The sequence below is a fragment of the Pseudoalteromonas sp. SG43-3 genome (assembly GCF_014164385.1).
In the GTDB taxonomy this organism is placed as follows: domain Bacteria; phylum Pseudomonadota; class Gammaproteobacteria; order Enterobacterales; family Alteromonadaceae; genus Pseudoalteromonas; species Pseudoalteromonas distincta.
This window is the reverse complement of record NZ_JACJFC010000011.1, coordinates 135,403-152,348: the sequence shown is the minus strand read 5'-3', so window position 1 is coordinate 152,348 and position 16,946 is coordinate 135,403. Positions and strand designations below refer to the sequence as shown.

At 38.2% G+C, this 16,946-nt stretch carries 16 protein-coding genes; 4 read left to right on the top strand and 12 right to left on the bottom strand.

All coding sequences use genetic code 11. The features are described from left to right. Window positions 1–75 precede the first annotated feature (75 nt). From H5157_RS12315 to H5157_RS12285, 7 genes are all read right to left on the bottom strand, one after another. The gene (locus tag H5157_RS12315) at window positions 76–777 is read right to left on the bottom strand and encodes a TorF family putative porin (protein ID WP_182724773.1); all 702 of its coding nucleotides are present in this window, start codon (window positions 775–777) and stop codon (window positions 76–78) included. A 9-nt stretch (window positions 778–786) separates the two neighbouring features. Next, window positions 787–2,004, bottom strand: a complete 1,218-nt coding sequence (locus H5157_RS12310) for a BCCT family transporter (protein ID WP_182724772.1) — start codon at window positions 2,002–2,004, stop codon at window positions 787–789. A gap of 158 nt (window positions 2,005–2,162) precedes the next feature. Beyond that, window positions 2,163–3,830, bottom strand: coding sequence for a choline dehydrogenase (betA, locus tag H5157_RS12305; protein WP_182724771.1), 1,668 nt, complete (start codon window positions 3,828–3,830; stop codon window positions 2,163–2,165). An 11-nt stretch (window positions 3,831–3,841) separates the two neighbouring features. Next, complete coding sequence (gene betB / locus H5157_RS12300) at window positions 3,842–5,305, bottom strand: betaine-aldehyde dehydrogenase (protein ID WP_002958619.1); 1,464 nt, start codon at window positions 5,303–5,305, stop codon at window positions 3,842–3,844. 1 nt (window position 5,306) lies between these two features. Beyond that, window positions 5,307–5,882 (bottom strand): transcriptional regulator BetI, encoded by a 576-nt coding sequence (gene betI, locus H5157_RS12295; protein ID WP_002958618.1) that lies wholly within the window; start codon window positions 5,880–5,882, stop codon window positions 5,307–5,309. Window positions 5,883–6,291: 409 nt separating this feature from the next. Beyond that, window positions 6,292–6,597: a hypothetical protein gene (locus tag H5157_RS12290; protein WP_002958617.1), complete on the bottom strand. Its 306-nt coding sequence runs from the start codon at window positions 6,595–6,597 to the stop codon at window positions 6,292–6,294. Next, on the bottom strand, window positions 6,597–6,854 hold the full coding sequence (locus tag H5157_RS12285; RefSeq protein ID WP_008169639.1) for a DUF3081 domain-containing protein: 258 nt from the start codon (window positions 6,852–6,854) through the stop codon (window positions 6,597–6,599). Before H5157_RS12285 ends, H5157_RS12290 begins: the two co-directional genes overlap by 1 nt. 146 nt (window positions 6,855–7,000) lie before the next feature. On the opposite strand from H5157_RS12285, the gene H5157_RS12280 reads away from it, so the two are divergent. Beyond that, complete coding sequence (locus tag H5157_RS12280) at window positions 7,001–8,281, top strand: flavohemoglobin expression-modulating QEGLA motif protein (protein ID WP_008169642.1); 1,281 nt, start codon at window positions 7,001–7,003, stop codon at window positions 8,279–8,281. A 71-nt stretch (window positions 8,282–8,352) separates the two neighbouring features. On the opposite strand, the gene H5157_RS12275 is transcribed toward H5157_RS12280, so the two are convergent. From H5157_RS12275 to H5157_RS12260, 4 genes are read right to left on the bottom strand one after another with little or no spacing between them, the layout of a single operon-like run. Next, the gene (locus H5157_RS12275; RefSeq protein ID WP_182724770.1) at window positions 8,353–9,156 is read right to left on the bottom strand and encodes a DUF1338 domain-containing protein; all 804 of its coding nucleotides are present in this window, start codon (window positions 9,154–9,156) and stop codon (window positions 8,353–8,355) included. Window positions 9,157–9,191: 35 nt separating this feature from the next. Further along, complete coding sequence (astD, locus tag H5157_RS12270; protein WP_182724769.1) at window positions 9,192–10,658, bottom strand: succinylglutamate-semialdehyde dehydrogenase; 1,467 nt, start codon at window positions 10,656–10,658, stop codon at window positions 9,192–9,194. A 7-nt stretch (window positions 10,659–10,665) separates the two neighbouring features. Continuing rightward, window positions 10,666–11,700 (bottom strand): arginine N-succinyltransferase, encoded by a 1,035-nt coding sequence (gene astA / locus H5157_RS12265; protein WP_182724768.1) that lies wholly within the window; start codon window positions 11,698–11,700, stop codon window positions 10,666–10,668. A gap of 50 nt (window positions 11,701–11,750) precedes the next feature. Then, window positions 11,751–12,956 (bottom strand): aspartate aminotransferase family protein, encoded by a 1,206-nt coding sequence (locus H5157_RS12260; RefSeq protein WP_165724041.1) that lies wholly within the window; start codon window positions 12,954–12,956, stop codon window positions 11,751–11,753. Between the two features lie 194 nt (window positions 12,957–13,150). Here H5157_RS12260 and H5157_RS12255 point away from each other — a divergent pair, with 194 nt between their 5' ends. Both H5157_RS12255 and H5157_RS12250 read left to right on the top strand, forming a co-directional pair. Next, window positions 13,151–13,579, top strand: coding sequence for an Lrp/AsnC family transcriptional regulator (locus tag H5157_RS12255; protein WP_002958609.1), 429 nt, complete (start codon window positions 13,151–13,153; stop codon window positions 13,577–13,579). Window positions 13,580–14,097: 518 nt separating this feature from the next. After that, window positions 14,098–15,264 carry a cellulose-binding family II protein gene (locus tag H5157_RS12250; RefSeq protein WP_182724767.1) on the top strand — a complete coding sequence of 389 codons (1,167 nt, stop codon included), beginning with the start codon at window positions 14,098–14,100 and terminating at the stop codon, window positions 15,262–15,264. A 59-nt stretch (window positions 15,265–15,323) separates the two neighbouring features. Here the strand turns inward: H5157_RS12250 and H5157_RS12245 are convergent, their stop codons facing one another. Next, complete coding sequence (locus H5157_RS12245) at window positions 15,324–16,256, bottom strand: hypothetical protein (protein ID WP_024595451.1); 933 nt, start codon at window positions 16,254–16,256, stop codon at window positions 15,324–15,326. Window positions 16,257–16,642: 386 nt separating this feature from the next. Here H5157_RS12245 and H5157_RS12240 point away from each other — a divergent pair, with 386 nt between their 5' ends. Next, entirely contained in the window at window positions 16,643–16,945 is a 303-nt protein-coding gene (locus H5157_RS12240; RefSeq protein ID WP_024595450.1) for an isoamylase early set domain-containing protein, read from the top strand. Window position 16,946: the final 1 nt, after the last annotated feature.

Here is a 16,946-nt window from a genome sequence, read left to right as displayed (position 1 = left end):
TTAGTTAGTTATTTTACAAATAAAAATGCCACTCTAAATAGAGTGGCATTTTTTGTTTAATCAGTAATTAATGTATTAAAGATCAAATGTGCGTGAAACAGCAAGTACAATACGCTCATCAGCATAATCGTAATCTAAGCTAGTGTTTTCAGCAGCCACTTCAATACCAAAACCTTCGTAGCTTGTTTGATAAGCTAGGCGGTAGTGCTTGTACGATTTTTTCTGGTTTGTATCCCAAGCCCACTTTTCACCATCAAGTGAGTTTGAAATATCAAAACTTGCACGTAGTGCGTGATTTGGAGCTAGTTCATAAGTGTGAGCAACCATTGAAATTACATGACCCGCACCTGTTCCAAAGTAATCCCAGCTATACCAAAAGTTAAGCTCAGTTTGGCCGTATTCACTTGCATAACCAAACTTAGTGTAAGCTTCAGCGTAGTTACCGTCACTGTTATTACCTTGATAAGTGTAATAAGCGATACCGTAATCAACGCTGAATTGCTCATCAAGTTGTACATATTTACCTAAGTAAGCATCAAGCTCAAAATCAGTGTCGTCACCAAAATCTACGTTTGAGGCCCAAACACCAGCGTAAACACCACTCTCAAAGGCATAATCTAAGCTGCCTTGAATTGCAGGGTCGCTATCGGTCTGTGTTACACCATTAAAAGTGTAGTCAGACGCTGCAGTGATTGTTGTTGACCAATCAGCTGCTGCAGTTGTTGATAAAAGTGCAAATGGTAGTGCTACTACAAGTTGTTTTAGTTTGTTATTCATTATTAATCCCTAGTGTACTGTGTCTATTTTTGTGTAATCAATTGCGTTTGCTTTTGGTGAGCTATCTATATTCGTTACTGTTTTAAATTTACTGTAACCAATAAAGGCTGCACAGATAAAGAACAAGCCGATAACTAATGCGCCTACCCACTGAATTTGTAAAAATTCTAATTTAAACAATAGTGTAAGTAATGATAGAGCAACAACATTTCCGATTATGTATTTCATTTTGCCAAAACGCTTTACGGTAAAGTTTAGGTTATCTGTATATAAACGCACTAACGAATCAAGTGAGTTAATTACAAATACAATACCTACAAATACCATAGCGAAGTTTTTAATACCTTGAGTTGGGATGCCCGCTTCATGGTAGTGATAAAGTACGCTAAACCAAATCGCAATAGGAATAGAAGGGAAAATCAACATTGCAGCTAATACTTGGTATGTTTTAAGTCCACCAACAAAGCGTGATGTAAATTGACCAATCATTATGCTCCACGCAAACCACCAGAATAAGTAAAACTCATGGTAATCATTAAGCGGTAAAACAAATTCATTAATGTTTGCAAAGTAAGTACCAATAGAACCTAAGTTATCTGTAAATGCTGACATTTGACCATCACCTATCACAAATGCGCCAGTCCACATAAAGGCGATTAAAGCTAAGAATAACCACGTAGTAGAAATACTTAAAATACGTACATATTTAATATCAGTACTTGAGTACACAGCAAAACAGATAGCAGCAAACACAATTAAGTAAAACTCAGAAACTATACTTGTTCCATCACCTAATTCGGGTAAATACCACGGTAGGTTTGTAAGCAGCAAATAAGCGGTAAATGCACATGTACCAATAATTACAACGTTATTGATAAATTTAACCCAAGGAATTTCGAAAAATTTCACTTTAGGTTCTATTACACAGAAATAAAAGCACGTAAGAAAGTAAAATCCCCAGATCAAAAATCCCCAGTAGCCAAACTCAATAGCCAGTGGATTTGCAAACGCGTATTCTGGGCTTGCTTTTATGTCTGCATAACCTGCAAACTCAGTTAAAGGAAACATAATAAGGCCAACATCTAGGCCAGAAGTAAATAGTATTGCTATAAAGGTAAAGGTTCGAACTGGTGTTACACCTACTACGCGAACATTACCCCATTTAATTAAAATAGTGATAATAGCAAGTAAGGTAAAAATGATGCCTGCATTAAGCCAAATAGTCATTGTTACCCTCCAGTAATGAATAAAAATAATTCATAAGCACTCCGTATTTTATTGTTTTATTCTCGCATTAACACAACGTAACCTATTTACATCGTGTGCCACTGCAAGGCACGCATTGGTTTAGCCCGACGAGACTAAACCTAAGCATGTGGCTAAAGTTAGATCTCCGTACTACGTTGTGTTTCTTGCCAGTTTGTTGTTATGGCAACATTCACATCCGATTTCTGTAATGGTTCTTTACCTAAAATTATGTCAGCTGCTTTTTCGGCAACCATAATAGTAGGCGCATTCAAGTTTCCGTTAGGAACTGTTGGGAATATAGATGAGTCAACAACACGTAGTCCTTCAATACCATGTACTTGCGTATTTGAATTAACAACGGCCATATCATCTTCACCCATTTTGCATGAGCAAGAAGGGTGGTAGGCACTTTCTACGGCTTGGCGTACAAAGGCATCTATTTCTTCATCTGTTTGAATATGTTTACCTGGTTGAATTTCTTCATCGCGGTATTCATCAAAGGCACTTTGTTCGATTATGTCGCGTGTTAAGCGAACGCACGCTCTAAAGCCTTCAATATCGTCTTGGTGTTCAAGGTAATTAAATAAAATGGTTGGTGGTTGCTCAGGGTTCGCAGAAGCAATAGTGACACTACCGCGACTTTTTGGTTTGTTATGACCCACATGTACCTGAAAACCATGACCTGCAAATGCACTTCTACCATCGTAACGCATAGCCGCTGGTAAAAAGTGATATTGAATATCTGGCCATTCAACACCTGGTTTTGAGCGAATAAACGCACACGATTCAAAATGATTCGTTGCACCTAAACCCGAACGCGTTAATAACCAGCGCGCACCAATCAACCCTTTTGAAACAATGCCTAGTTTGCCGTTAAGCGTGATAGGTTGCTTACACTTGTATTGAAAGTAAAACTCAAGATGATCTTGTAAGTTTTGACCTACACCTGGTAGATGATGCTGTACTTCAACGCCTGCTTTTTCAAGCGATTGAGTATCACCAATACCAGAGAGTTGTAAAATATGTGGAGAGCCGATTGGGCCTGCACTCAATATTACGTCTTTTGCAGCATGTGCTGTTTTAACGTCGCCATTTACTTTGTATTCAATGCCTGTGGCTTTTTTACCATCTAAAATCACGCGCTGTGCTAGTGCACCTGTAATAATTGTTAAATTACTACGCGATTTAACAGGGTCTAAATACTCACGCGAAGCAGAGCTGCGCACGCCGTCTTTTACAGTCATGTGCATTGGGCCAAAACCCTCTTGCTGCGATGCATTATAATCATCTGTAGACGCGTAACCGGCTTGTACACCTGCTTTGATAAAGGTGCGGTAAAGCGGGTTTTTCATTTCGTTGCCGTTATTAACGCCAAGCGGGCCTTTGCCACCACGGTAAGTATTTTCACCAAGATAAAAGCTTTCTGCTTTTTGAAAATACGGTAAACACGATTGGTAATCCCAGTCGTTTGCACCGTGTTGCTGCCATTCGTCAAAATCTTTTGCGTGGCCACGTACGTATACCATGCCATTAATAGATGACGAACCACCTAATACTTTGCCTCGAGGACAATGCATTTCACGGTTATCTAAATGAGGCTCAGGCTGCGTATGAAACTGCCATGCATATTTGTCACTATTCATAGGAATAGATAACGCGGTTGGCATTTTTATAAAAATACTTTTATCACTACCGCCAGTTTCTAGTAGTAACACGCGGTTACTTGAATCTTCAGATAAACGGTTTGCTAAAACACAACCCGCCGAACCCGCGCCAACAATAATATAGTCGTAATGATTACTCATAGTAGGGCGCCTTAAAATGGGCTTTCTATGTCGGCCATACCAACATAAATAGACTTAGTTTGCGTGTATTGATCAAGAGTTTGTATACCATTTTCACGGCCAATACCCGATTGCTTATAACCGCCAACAGGCATTTCAGCAGGTGAGTTACCGTATGCATTAATCCAACAAATACCGGCTTGTAACTTGTGAATAACGCGGTGCGCACGTTTAATATCGCTAGTAAATACGCCTGCGGCCAAGCCTAGGTGGGTTGCGTTAGCGCGTGCAATAACATCGTCTTCGTCGTCAAAAACAAGCACGCTCATTACAGGGCCAAATATTTCTTCTTTAACGATTGTCATATCGTCGTTACAATCAATGAACACAGTCGGTGCTACAAAATAGCCATTAGGTGCAGATTCAGGTGAAAGCGTTGTACCACCAGTTAATAGCGTTGCACCTTCTTCGATGCCTTTATTAACGTAGCTCATCACTAGTTCTTGGTGCTTTTTAGAGATAAGTGCGCCAAAGTTAGTATTTAAATCTTGTGGGTCGCCAGCAATAATATTTTTCTCAGTGCGCGCTTTAAGCTCATCAATAAACTGCTGATATACATTTTTATGAACGTAAATACGTGTACAGTTAGTACAAATTTCGCCTTGCGTATAAAAGTTACCTAACATAGCAGCGCTAACCGCTTGCTCTATGTTGGCATCATCAAATACTAATAGTGGAGATTTACCACCAAGTTCCATCGTGACATCTTTTAACGTACCGGCAGCACTCGCTACTACTTTTTTTCCTGTGCCTACTTCACCCGTAAACGATACTTTATCAATATCGCTATGCTGCGTTAGCCACTGGCCTACATCGCCCGCGCCTTGAACAACATTAAACACACCTGCAGGTACACCAGCTTCAACAAATACTTCTGCAAGTTTAATTGCGCCAAGTGGTGTTTCTTCAGATGGTTTGAATATAAATGCATTACCAGCAGCAAGGGCAGGGCCCGACTTCCAACATGCAATTTGTAGTGGGTAGTTCCATGCACCTATACCCGCACAGATACCTAATGGCTCTTTACGTGTGTAGTAAAAGTCATCACCAACCATTTGTTGTTGGCCTACTTGTGCTGGCGCAAGGCCTGCAAAGTATTCAATTACATCAGCGCCGGTTTCAATATCAACACAATTAGCTTCTTGCATTGGTTTGCCGGTGTCGAGTACTTCTACAAGTGCTAGCTCATCATTGCGCTCGCGTAAAATAGCCACTGCTTTTAATAAAATACGACTACGTTCAATAGGTGTCATTGCTGACCACTGTGCAAAACCTTGCTTTGCACTGGCAATGGCTGCGTTTTGAATAAATTCGTCGGCAATTTCTACTGCGTAAATAACCTCACCCGTTGCTGGGTTTGTTACATCAAATGTTTTGCCGCTCTGGTTTGCAAGAAAATGGCCGTTAATAAAATTTTGATAGACAGGTGTAGTCACGCTAGGCTCCATATTGCTTGATAAGTGAAAGTACATAGCTTTTTGCTAACTTTTCACTGTGTTTAAACTGATTATTGTCTGATTTACTCAGTACTGCTCTTAACCATAGGCCATCGATCATTGCGGCGCTAAGTTCTGCAGCTTGATTTGCTTGCTCAATAGGCATTAATTGCTTAAAAGAAAATGCTAAATTACTTTGCAAGCGTTTACTGTTTACGTTTTGTAGTCTGTGTAATTCTTCATCATGCATCGATTGCGCCCAAAAACTTAACCACGTTCGGGTTGTATCATTACGCTGTTGTACAAGCGCAAAGTTGGCTTCGATAATAAACATTAAACGCTCAATGGCAGTGGTTTGATGATTTACTTTACTTATTAAGCCTTGCTTTAAGCTTGTTAGTAAGTATCTAACCGTGGCTTCAATTAACCCCTGCTTACCATTAAAATAATGACTAATGATACCTGACGACAAACCTGCATTTTTACTAATGCTGTTTATAGTTGTGCCTTGTAGTCCCTTAGTAGCAACTGACTCTATAGTTGCGTCAATTAGCTGCTGACGTCTGACAGGTTCCATTCCGACTTTAGGCATAATTTTTATTAATTGAACGTTCAATAAACATAAGCTTAAGGTAATAGCTCTAACAATTCAAGGCTGAAGTAAATACCTAGATGCCAAAATGTAGATTAATCATTAATAAAAGAGCAATTAATAGGACAAAGAAGATGTGGTTTTTATTTGTTTAATTTTATTTAAAACAGTAGCTTGAGAATTTAATTTTTAAATTTAATAATAGTAATGATTTGTTTACAGCAATAAATGAATAAAATGTCAAAAAACCATTAGAACAATAATAGTTAGAGTACTAATAGTATTATTTTGATACAAAAGAACACTAAACCTGCAATTGCTTAGTGCTCTAATAAATTTATATGGAGAGTAAACTTTGTGGTTTTATCGCTTTAAAGCGCTTGGTATTGAAAGGTTAGGCATTATTAATAACGCCTTTAAAAAGTAGGGGGTAACGTCTTAGTCTATTGCCAATGTAGTCATCAGCTAAAATTTGCTGGCAAATGAAATCAATATCTTTGCTTGCTTCAAATACCCAATCAAAGCGCTCTATAGCCAGTAAAAAACCACGCTTTAAATGAGTTTGAGAACGGTACTGTTCTAGGTTGTCTTGAATAATAGAGACTTTACTTGGATTAGCTTTAAGCTCTTCTACTACTTGATTAATAAAAGTAGTATTGAGCTTACTGGTCGGGCGGTGTCTTAGTTTTCGTGGGTGCATTAGCTCTCGTTTGCAATGTTATATAATTTTTTCAAAAAGTCGTCTTTATGCTTTTCATGCTCGTAGTCAAGGTGGTAAGTATTATGAAAACCAAAGCGCAGTTCTACGCCGCTGCCTTGTAGATATACGGTGTAACCGTCTACGTCTGAATATGCAGTAACTCCCTGATAATGTTTGCCTTCATCAGTCATTTCACCTTTTTGAATTATGCGTTCATATACGGCTAAAATCTGTTTATTGTCGAGTTCGTTTTTCATGTTTTATACCTTTTATTAAAAAGCTAATACGATATAGATATGAGGGTCGATCATCTTAAAAACAATAGCTAAAAAAATGTGATATTGCTTTGTAATTTGGCCTTTTTAAATTATGCTCAAAATTCATTTATTGTTGAGCTTACACCATGATAGACAAGGCGTTACTACTAAAAACTCGTGAGTTATCGGATCAATTAATTGCATTGCAAACGCCTATTAGGATACTCGATGCTATTAATTGGGATAAACAAACTAAAGAGGAGTTTTTTAGACAAAAATGTCAAAAAAATCCACTGATCGATCGTGCATACTATCAACAGCGCGATCTTGGTTTTGTACCTAGCGAGTTACGCCAAGCGTTTTCTACTTTGCACCGTAACATTATTAACCAATTGGGGCAGTTAAATCCCATAGCTCAATACATGGGAAAAATGTGCACAGAGTATAAAACAGTATTAAGTATGCTTGAGTATCGTGGCACACCAGAGTTTCATGACTTATCGGTGGAGTTATTTGGTCACCCTAAAGATTTATTTCATGCCGGTGAGCCCTCACTCTCTGAGCTAGCTAATATGCTAGATAAACCGCTGCAAAATTTACTAATAGCCGACATACTGCCTGACGACCCTAAAAATATTGATGCTGTTGATGCTGTACGTATTTTGTCTGAGCAAGTAAACGCTAGTATGGCAGGTATAAACGTTGAGGTAATGCTTAGCGATGGTATTGTCAGTGATGCAGCCGCCGGTGCTAATAATATTAAGCTTAATCAAGATGTTAAATTTTCTCAGCGTGAACTTGATATATTGGAAGTTCATGAAGGGTGGATACACGTAGGTACCACTCAAAATGGTCTAGCTCAGCCGTATTTAACGTGTTTAAGTAAAGGTACGCCTAGCTCCACTATTACCCAAGAAGGCTTAGCGGTATTAACCGAAATTATTACTTTAAAATCGACTCCGAGACGTTTATCTAAATTAGTAAATCGTATTCAAGCGGTTACAAAGGTAATAGATGGCGCTGAATTTGTAGATATTTACCGTGACTATGTCGCACAAGGTTTATCAAAAGATGACAGCTACACACTCGCGCAGCGTGTGTTTAGAGGGAGCACGCCAACAGGTTTACCTTTTACAAAAGACATTGCCTACATTAAAGGCTTTGTACTGGTTTATAACTTAATACGCGTGGCGATACAGCTTGGCCGAATCGATAGGCTTCCTTTATTACTGGTGGGTAAAATATCGATAGATGATTTTAGATTAATATCGCAGCTTCATGATTTAGGTGTGATAGAGAGCCCACAATTTGTACCACCACACTTTAAAGACTTACGCGGTTTGGCAACGTGGTTGAGCTTTGGCCGTTTTATTGGTGACTTATCGTTTGAAAAGTTAGAAAACGATTATAAACCGTTATTTTTGTAATTAATCAACATAACTTAGCGACATAAAAAAAGCCCATAACGGGCTTTTAAAATAAAGTACTTTAGGCTTTGCTATCGAGCGTTGGTGCTTTCAAATATTTTGTCAGCTGAGGCTGCAACAAAACCTGTATAAAGCTCGCCGTCTGCTTTAGGGTAACGAATAGCAAACTCATAAAAACAGCTAGGAATGCTCATATCACCGTCACTAAAGGTAACAGAGTATTCATCAGCAAGTGTTGACGATTGCTCTAGTAACACCTCTGGTGAGCCTTTAACCTCGCCGCCTGACGTGTTAAGCGAAAAGCCGGCGTCTTTTAGGGCTTGGTTAACATCATGAATGTTATCAAACTTAGCAAGCGTATTAATGTTTACGGTAAAGTGATTGGCACGGTAACCCCACGCCGACATCCACGCTGCATATTCGCTTTCAGCTAGCAGTTGTTTGTAAGTATCGGTGCTTACTTGCCAATGCGTGCCTGAATACAAAAAGTTATCAGCAGTTACTGCGCTTTCATCAATTTGGCTTACCATGTCAGTTACGATAGCTTGTAACTCTGGCGAGCATTTGTCTACTAATAGCTCAGAAATAAACACTTTTGGCTGATTAGGATCGCTATGCTCGTAGTGCTTTGCGTAGAGCTTTTTAGATTCAAAGTGGTACTCACCACATTCTTTGTAACCAATAGCTAAGAAGTGAGCTGCGAGCTTTTCAAGACCCACTTTTTCAATATTAAACGTACGCAGCGCGATATGATCGTTAATAATGTCATCTTTTTGCGTTGACCCTAAAAGGTCATGAATTTTATCTGCCGATGGAGTTACGTTTAAATAGTTTCCCCAAAGGTTCTCAAATAATGTGTTTACATCAGTATGCATGTTAAGTCCTTAAATCTAAAATTTGGTTTTATTGCTTATTCAATTACTAAGCCCGGCGCTAGGTTTTGCGGTAAGCTCACTTTATCTGACTCCACAGATGCTACAGGGTATGCGCAATAATCGGCGGCATAGTATGCACTTGCTCTGTGATTTCCACTGGCGCCAATACCGCCAAATGGAGCTGCACTTGAGGCACCCGTAATGGGGCGGTTCCAGTTAACAATACCGGCACGAATGCGCTTTAAAAAGTGAGTGTAGTCATCTTCACTGTCGCTAAGTAAACCTGCAGATAAACCAAAGCTTGTGTTGTTGGCTTCAATAATTGCGCTGTCAAAGTCGGTATAACGATACACTTTAATTAGCGGTCCAAAATGCTCTTCATCTGGCATGTCGGTAATGCTTGTTACATCAATAATGCCCGGGCTTACAAAACCTGTGCCTGGTTTTAATTGCTTAAGTTCAACAAGGATTTGTGCACCTTTTGAGACTAATTCACTTTGCGCGGCAACCATACCCAGTGCTGCTTTTTCGCTTATCATTGCACCCATAAAAGGCTGCTCTGTAGCAAAGCTGTCGTCTACAACTATGTTTTTAGTTGCGCTTATTAGCTTTTCTAAAATAGCATCGCCGTTGGCTGATTTTCCAATAAATAAGCGACGTGCACACGTACAACGTTGACCTGAGGTAATAAAGCCTGATTGAATAATATCGTGTACAGCGGCGCTTATATCGCTCACATCTTTTACAATAAGAGGATTATTGCCGCCCATTTCAAGTGCTAAAATTTTGCCAGGGTGTCCTGCAAACTGTTTATGTAATAAGTGACCTGTGTTTGAGCTACCGGTAAAAAACAAGCCATCTATATCTTTATGAGAAGCAAGCGCTTTACCAGTTTCAATTTCACCTTGCACAAGGTTAATAACACCCGCTGGCAAACCTGCTTTTAACCAAAGTGAGAGGGTAAATTCTGCAACGTGTGGAGTCAATTCTGATGGCTTAAATACAACAGTATTACCGGCTAAAATTGCAGGAACAATATGCCCGTTTGGTAAATGCCCCGGAAAGTTATACGGGCCAAAAATAGCCACAACGCCATGCGGTTTGTGTCTAATGAATGCTTTAGCACCGGGCATTGGGTTTTCGGTTGTACCAGTACGCTCATGGTACGCTTTAACTGAAATAGCTACTTTGCCTGTCATTGCGCCCACTTCGGTGCGGGTTTCCCATAATGGCTTACCCGTTTCGCGTGCAATAATAGTAGCAAATTCTTCGCTGTGTTCTTTTAATTGTGCTGCGAAGTTTTCTAAAATGGCGATACGCTCTTCAAGCGGTTTGTCTGCCCATTGTAATTGCGCAGCTCTGGCTGCTTTTATAGCAGAACCTACTTGAACAGCGTTTGCGCCATTACCTTGCCATACCACATCGCCATTACTTGGATTGATTGACTCAAATGCTGGACCAAGTCCCACATGCCACTGATTATTAATTAGGTGTGTATTCATAAATTATTTACAGGCGGAAAAATCGCGCTGCATCTCCTTGGCTTAAATTAAGCGCATTAGCCACATCTTGGCTAATGACGAGGGTATGTTTTGCATGATTGTAGTGTGCGTCTTTGGTAAATGTTGCTCTAAAGCCACTTACGCCTTGATTACATACAGCCAGCGTATCAGAGCTATTTTGTGATATGTGATCAAGCTCACCAATAGTAATAGGGCAAACTTGAGAGTCGCGAATGCTGCGAATATTACCAAGCTTTGCTTCAACCGTTGGGCCTGCGTCAAATAAATCAACGTAGCCTCTGTGCTCAAAACCTTCTTTTTCTAATAATTTTAGCGCAGGTTTTGTTTTTTCATGCACATGCCCAATAACTGCTTGGGCTTTTTTACTAAGCAAGTTCACATAAATAGGGTATTTAGGCATTAACTCGCTAATAAACACCTTATCGCCTAAGCCAACTAAGTGATCCGCTTGTGGAAATTCGATACTAAAAAAGTGCTCTTGTAGCCATTGCCAAAAAGGGGAATGACCGTCTTCGTCGCTAACACCGCGCATTTCTGCGATAACAGTATCGGCAAAACGCTCGCTGTGCTGAGCCATAAACAAAAAGCGTGAACGAGATAAAAATCGACCTGTTAAACCTTTACGGCTATTTTCGCGCAAAAATAATGTACATATTTCTGAGCAACCAGTGTAGTCGTTACACATGCTTAAAATATCAACGGTGTTATATACATTTAAAGTAGGCGAGTGGTGTACTGTTTTACCCAAATGATAATGATATAAAGGCACCGATAAACCTACTGCGGCTTCTATAGCGGTTGTGCCAATAACGTCACCTGTTTCACTGTCTTCTAAAACAAATAAATAGCTTTCATCAAGTGGCTGGTTAATGTTTTTGGCAAAGCTTTTTTCAGCACGTTCAATTTTTTCTTTAAGCTGTGCATCGTCCACAGGCAAAGAGGTAAACCCATGACCGGATTCAATCGCTATTTGTTTAAGCGCGTCAAAATCATTGGCAGTAATAGGACGTAATACTTGCATTTATTGCTTGCTCCAATAGCACGCCTGTAGGCGTGCTAATTTAAACTATATTAACCGTTTACTACGTCGCTAACGGCTTTTTCAAAGCGCGCTAAGCCTTCTTTAATATCTTCAAACGGAATAATTAAAGACGGTGTAAAACGAATTACATTCATACCCGCTACAAGATTCATCAAACCATTATTAGCACTGGCTACTAAAAAGTCGCGTGCGCGGCCTTCAAATTTGTCATTTAGTACTGCGCCAATTAATAAGCCTTTACCACGTACTTCGCTAAATACGTTGTATTTTTCGTTAATTGCGTTTAATCCGTCACGGAATAATTGCTCGCGCTCTTTAACACCGTTTAGTACGTCTGGTGTATTTACTGTATCAAATGCCGCTTCGGCCACAGCACAAGCAAGTGCGTTTCCGCCATAAGTAGAACCGTGAGTACCAATTTTTAAATGCTCAGCAATAGGTGTACGAGTGATCATAGCGCCAATAGGAAAACCACCACCCAATGCTTTTGCCGTTGTTAAAATGTCAGGAACAACCCCTAAACCTTCATAAGCGTATAAATCGCCTGTGCGACCAACACCCGTTTGTACTTCATCAAAAATAAGTAACGCGTTATGTTTAGTACAAAGTTCGCGTACTTTTTTAGCAAATTCATCTGTTGGTGAAATAATACCGCCTTCACCTTGTAATGGTTCCATCATAACAGCACATGTTTTATCGCTGATCAGCGCTTCAAATGCCGCTATATCGTTAAAATCACAATGTACTATGTCAGCAGGTTTTGGACCAAAGCCATCTGAATAAGCCGCTTGCCCGCCCACAGTTACTGTAAAGAATGTGCGACCATGGAAACCTTTATTAAATGCAATAATTTGCGTTTTTTCAGCGCCATATACGTCCAATGCATAACGACGAGCTAATTTAAGAGCGGCTTCGTTTGCTTCTGCGCCTGAGTTTGCAAAGTAAACTTTATCAGCAAATGTTGCTTCAACCATTTTTTGAGCTAAACGAAGTGCTGGCTCATTGGTCATAACATTTGATAAATGCCAAATTTTTTCGCCTTGCTCTTTTAATGCTTTAACTAATGCAGGATGACAGTGACCCAAACAGTTAACGGCAATACCACCGGCAAAATCAATGAACTCATTGTTATTTTGATCCCAAACGCGTGAACCTTCACCACGAACTGGAATGATTGCTGATGGATTATAGTTTGGTACCATTACGTCGTTAAATAAGTCTCTTGTTACTTGCATTTTTACACCTAAATTTAATGGGCTTAGATAAAAGATTAGTTGCTAACTCAAAGAAGAATATAGCCTTTATTCTTCAGCAAACACGTTATTATTTCTTGTAGAGGTCATTATCGAAGGTTAGCTGTTAAAATTGCAGTGCTATTTTGTGAAAAATGATTAAAATAAAAGTCAAAATAACGAAGAAAATAACCATTATGATAACTCCACAAGACGAGAAACTACTTTCTGTACTAAAAACAAACGCAAGAGCGAGTATTTCTGATCTTGCACGAATGCTTGACTTATCTCGTTCAACAGTACAAAGCCGAATGCTCAAATTAGAAGAAACCGGTGTGATTAAAGGCTATAGCGTTGATTACGGTGACGACTACCTTAGTAAAATGGTATCAGCTCATGTGTCTATAAAAGTAAGACAAAAATTAACAACTAAAACAAACATTGAGCTTAAGCAAATTGATGCTATTTCACAGCTCTATGCCATAAGTGGTGAGTTTGATTTAATTGCAGTGGTCCAAGCTCAAAATTTAGAACAGCTTAGTCATTTGTTGGACGATATAGGAAATCTTGATGGGGTGGAGCGAACAACATCTTCTGTAATTTTAGAAACTAAATTTAAGCGCTAGGGTTGGGTAGTTCCTTTGTTTTTAGTCGTTAAGTGAACACTCGGTATACTTTAGGTCAATAATAAAAAGGCTAGGGTCTGTTGAACCTTCAAGGTTAAATTAACAGCCCCCAAAAGATTCTTCCTAGGCGCTATTTTCTCTTGGTTGCCTACATAGATGCAGGGTAGGGGGCGTGAGCAGGGCGCGGAAGCTTTGCTCGGTTTTTATTTATTCTTACATGGATGTAAGCAATTAGAATAACGCAGGAGCAGTTATCGAGCACACTAGCTTATAAATCTTGCGCCGCAATTAAATAGCACCTAGTTTGAACAAATTTTTATCCACAAAGATAAACAGACCCTAGATATAAATGCATTAATTTAAATATTTAAGCCTGCTTTTTATAAGTTAATAGCAATAAATCATAGATTTAAATATTGAAGCTATTGATAAGGTACAAAATTTTGTAAAGAAAATTAATACTTTTTTATATGCATGACTATACTTGTTTTAATTTGTACATTATTTAGCAATGGATTATGCCCGCATATCTTTTCACTCTTTTGTTAGGTTTAACTGGGCCTCTCCAGTTTGGGACAAACTTACCCACCACAGCTCCTAATAATGCAGTCAACCAAGTCGAGTGTATTTTATTTGAAATGGGAGCGCCTTTTCAGCTACAAACCTTGCCATGGTTACGTGCACGTCGAGAAGTAAAGTTAGAGCGCTTAGATGGATATTTCACAACCCATTTAATGCCTGAAATGAAAGCTTATGGACGTATATCATCCCCCATTTTTTTAGAAAGCTGGTACTGGTTCACTCACCCAGAGAGCATTAATAAACCAAAAAATAAAATGCGTTATGGTGCAGTAAGAGGAAGTTATCAAGCAAATTGGTTTAAAACTCAGAATATTATTGCTGAGGTAGAAGTAAATTCATTAGAAGAAATAGTAAATGTAATGCACCATAAACGGATTGATAGAATCCTACTTGATTTAGACGATTTTGAATTAGCAGCCTCTAAGCTAGGGATCAATAAAGACGAGTACCAAAAAGAATTTTTTAGATATGTACCTTTGGGATTATTTGCTTCGCATTCACTTATCAAACGCCTTCCTGAATTTCTGCAGCAGTTCGATGAAAATATAAATACTTGTGCGCAAGCTCCATTTTCACTATCAAAAAGTGAAGAAACGCAAATACTTGATAGGCTCTACAGTAGCGCTAAAACCTTATTAAACTTACCTAGTTTAGTCGAAGAAGTTCAAATAAGTAATGAGTCTCCTTTGAGTGAGCCTGAAATTATGAAACGAGACCAGCTATGGATAAAAGAAAGTAAACACGTTGGGCATGCTGATGCGTTAACTATGCTTGATTTACCGTTATCTAAGGTATTTAAAAAATGGCAATCGCAGTTTAAAGGTGTTGTTACTGAGCTTATATTGACTGATAGCCAAGGAAAAAATATAGCAATAAGTAAGTTAACCAGTGATTACTGGCAAGGAGATGAGAATAAGTTTACTAAAATATTTAAACAGTCAAAGGACTATAACTTTGATAGCGTTACATATGATGCATCAACACATCATTTTCAAGTACAGCTAAGTTTTCCTGTTTTAGATAATAATAGCCATATTGGAGTGTTGATTTTAGGTGTTGATGTAGAAAAAGCACTCCATTCGTCAAACGAAAAGAGTAACTAACTCGATACCTTTTACATAAGTTAGCTAAGCTTTGGAACTTTTGCTTAGCTAACATTATATTATGGATGTATTTTTTCTGAGGTCGGCTTTTTTCTTATAATTTCTTTTTTGGCTTCATCAAGCTTTATAAAATAAGCATTACCGCCAATACCTTTAAACTCTTCATCTGTAAATACAATAGTATTGTCATCAAAAAAAGTGACAGCTTCTTTTTGAGTTACTATTCCTAAGTCAATTTTTGATACATCGCCAGAAAAAAACTTATCACCCTCAAAATTTTCGAATAACCAAATACTGGTTGAATCAAGTAATATCAGCTTTTTACGATCAGGGCTTAAAGCAGCCGATGTTATCCAGCATAGCTTTTCTAAAGTGGTACATGTTTTAAATGAATCTATTAACTCGGCTTTAAAATTAGCAGCATGATCGCCCACTTTATAAACCTTAGTAATACCATCAAATGGCTCTGTGCGGTTTTTAGTAAATAAATATAAGTGACGTCCTAGAGCTACAAATGCCTCTAAATCAAAATTACGGTTATTGGGCTTTATAGGACTGCCATCCATTTCGGGGTAGGTAAACTTAATTATTTCTGCTTGAGTCGTATCTGTTTTTATATCTATCGGGTTTTCTATTTTATAAATAGTGAGCCATCTACGATCGTTTTTGTTGTTACCAAAATCGCCTAAAAAGAAGTGCCCAAATTTGTTTTGGGTCATGTCTTCCCAATCAATGTTTTTAGCGTTTTCAACTAAAATTTCTTTAGCAATAGAACCGTCTTTATTGAGTCTGTATAGCTTTGGTTCATTGCCTCCGTCGTTAATAGCCCATAAACGTTGTTGTTTATCAAATTCTATTCCTGATATTTCTTTTAATTTAGGGTCAACTGAAATTTCTTTTTTACTGTATAGGGTATAAATTGAGGTACCAATAAATGCAGCTACAACTAAAAAAATGATGGTGGTAGTTATTAAAATGGTTTTTTTCAACATGAAATTAATGATATTTCAGAGTATTAGAATGATGTGTATTATCCATGATGAAGTAATATAAAAAAAGTAATTTAGGATTTTAAATTTTCTTCGGATATTTGCAGCTATAAATATCTATATATTGAACTAATGAGGTTTTTAATAGTTTGTTGGTTTGAATATTGCTCTGTATGTTAAGTATCATTTAAAGCGTATTGTATATAAGTTTAATGCACCTTTTTGGTGTAATTGAAATATTATTTGCACTGTAATAAAGCGTAAATAAAGTTTTGTTTAACTAATAACACGTTTAATGATTTTTAGATGGTTACCACATCGCCTTTTTGTTTAGTTGTATGGCCTGTGGCAAAGATTAAGTACCCTTTTTGGTTTAGTTGGAGCCTGCTATGTTGAATAAACGTTTTTTTAAAACAAAAGATGAAGCTGAAGTTACTTTTGAATTTTCTCATCCAGAGGCAGAAGAAGTTTGCTTATTAGGTGAATTTAATGATTGGAAACCAGTGCCAATGAAGCTTTATAAAAAACAAGGTGTGTTTAAATTTAAGCAACGCTTACCTATCGATCAACAATTTCACTTTCGTTATCTGATTAATGGAGACATTTGGGATAACGACCATCAAGCTGACGGTTATATCGGCAATACATTTGGCACAGAAAACAGCATAGTAAATACTCAACGCACTAATTAAG

Bases quoted from the DNA above. Each gene is read 5' to 3' on its own strand.
- H5157_RS12315 (WP_182724773.1), bottom strand. From the start codon at position 777: ATGAATAACAAACTAAAACAACTTGTAGTAGCACTACCATTTGCACTT.
- H5157_RS12310 (WP_182724772.1), bottom strand. From the start codon at position 2,004: ATGACTATTTGGCTTAATGCAGGCATCATTTTTACCTTACTTGCTATT.
- betA (WP_182724771.1), bottom strand. From the start codon at position 3,830: ATGAGTAATCATTACGACTATATTATTGTTGGCGCGGGTTCGGCGGGT.
- betI (WP_002958618.1), bottom strand. From the start codon at position 5,882: ATGGAACCTGTCAGACGTCAGCAGCTAATTGACGCAACTATAGAGTCA.
- H5157_RS12290 (WP_002958617.1), bottom strand. From the start codon at position 6,597: ATGCACCCACGAAAACTAAGACACCGCCCGACCAGTAAGCTCAATACT.
- H5157_RS12285 (WP_008169639.1), bottom strand. From the start codon at position 6,854: ATGAAAAACGAACTCGACAATAAACAGATTTTAGCCGTATATGAACGC.
- H5157_RS12280 (WP_008169642.1), top strand. From the start codon at position 7,001: ATGATAGACAAGGCGTTACTACTAAAAACTCGTGAGTTATCGGATCAA.
- H5157_RS12275 (WP_182724770.1), bottom strand. From the start codon at position 9,156: ATGCATACTGATGTAAACACATTATTTGAGAACCTTTGGGGAAACTAT.
- astD (WP_182724769.1), bottom strand. From the start codon at position 10,658: ATGAATACACACCTAATTAATAATCAGTGGCATGTGGGACTTGGTCCA.
- astA (WP_182724768.1), bottom strand. From the start codon at position 11,700: ATGCAAGTATTACGTCCTATTACTGCCAATGATTTTGACGCGCTTAAA.
- H5157_RS12260 (WP_165724041.1), bottom strand. From the start codon at position 12,956: ATGCAAGTAACAAGAGACTTATTTAACGACGTAATGGTACCAAACTAT.
- H5157_RS12255 (WP_002958609.1), top strand. From the start codon at position 13,151: ATGATAACTCCACAAGACGAGAAACTACTTTCTGTACTAAAAACAAAC.
- H5157_RS12250 (WP_182724767.1), top strand. From the start codon at position 14,098: ATGCCCGCATATCTTTTCACTCTTTTGTTAGGTTTAACTGGGCCTCTC.
- H5157_RS12245 (WP_024595451.1), bottom strand. From the start codon at position 16,256: ATGTTGAAAAAAACCATTTTAATAACTACCACCATCATTTTTTTAGTT.
- H5157_RS12240 (WP_024595450.1), top strand. From the start codon at position 16,643: ATGTTGAATAAACGTTTTTTTAAAACAAAAGATGAAGCTGAAGTTACT.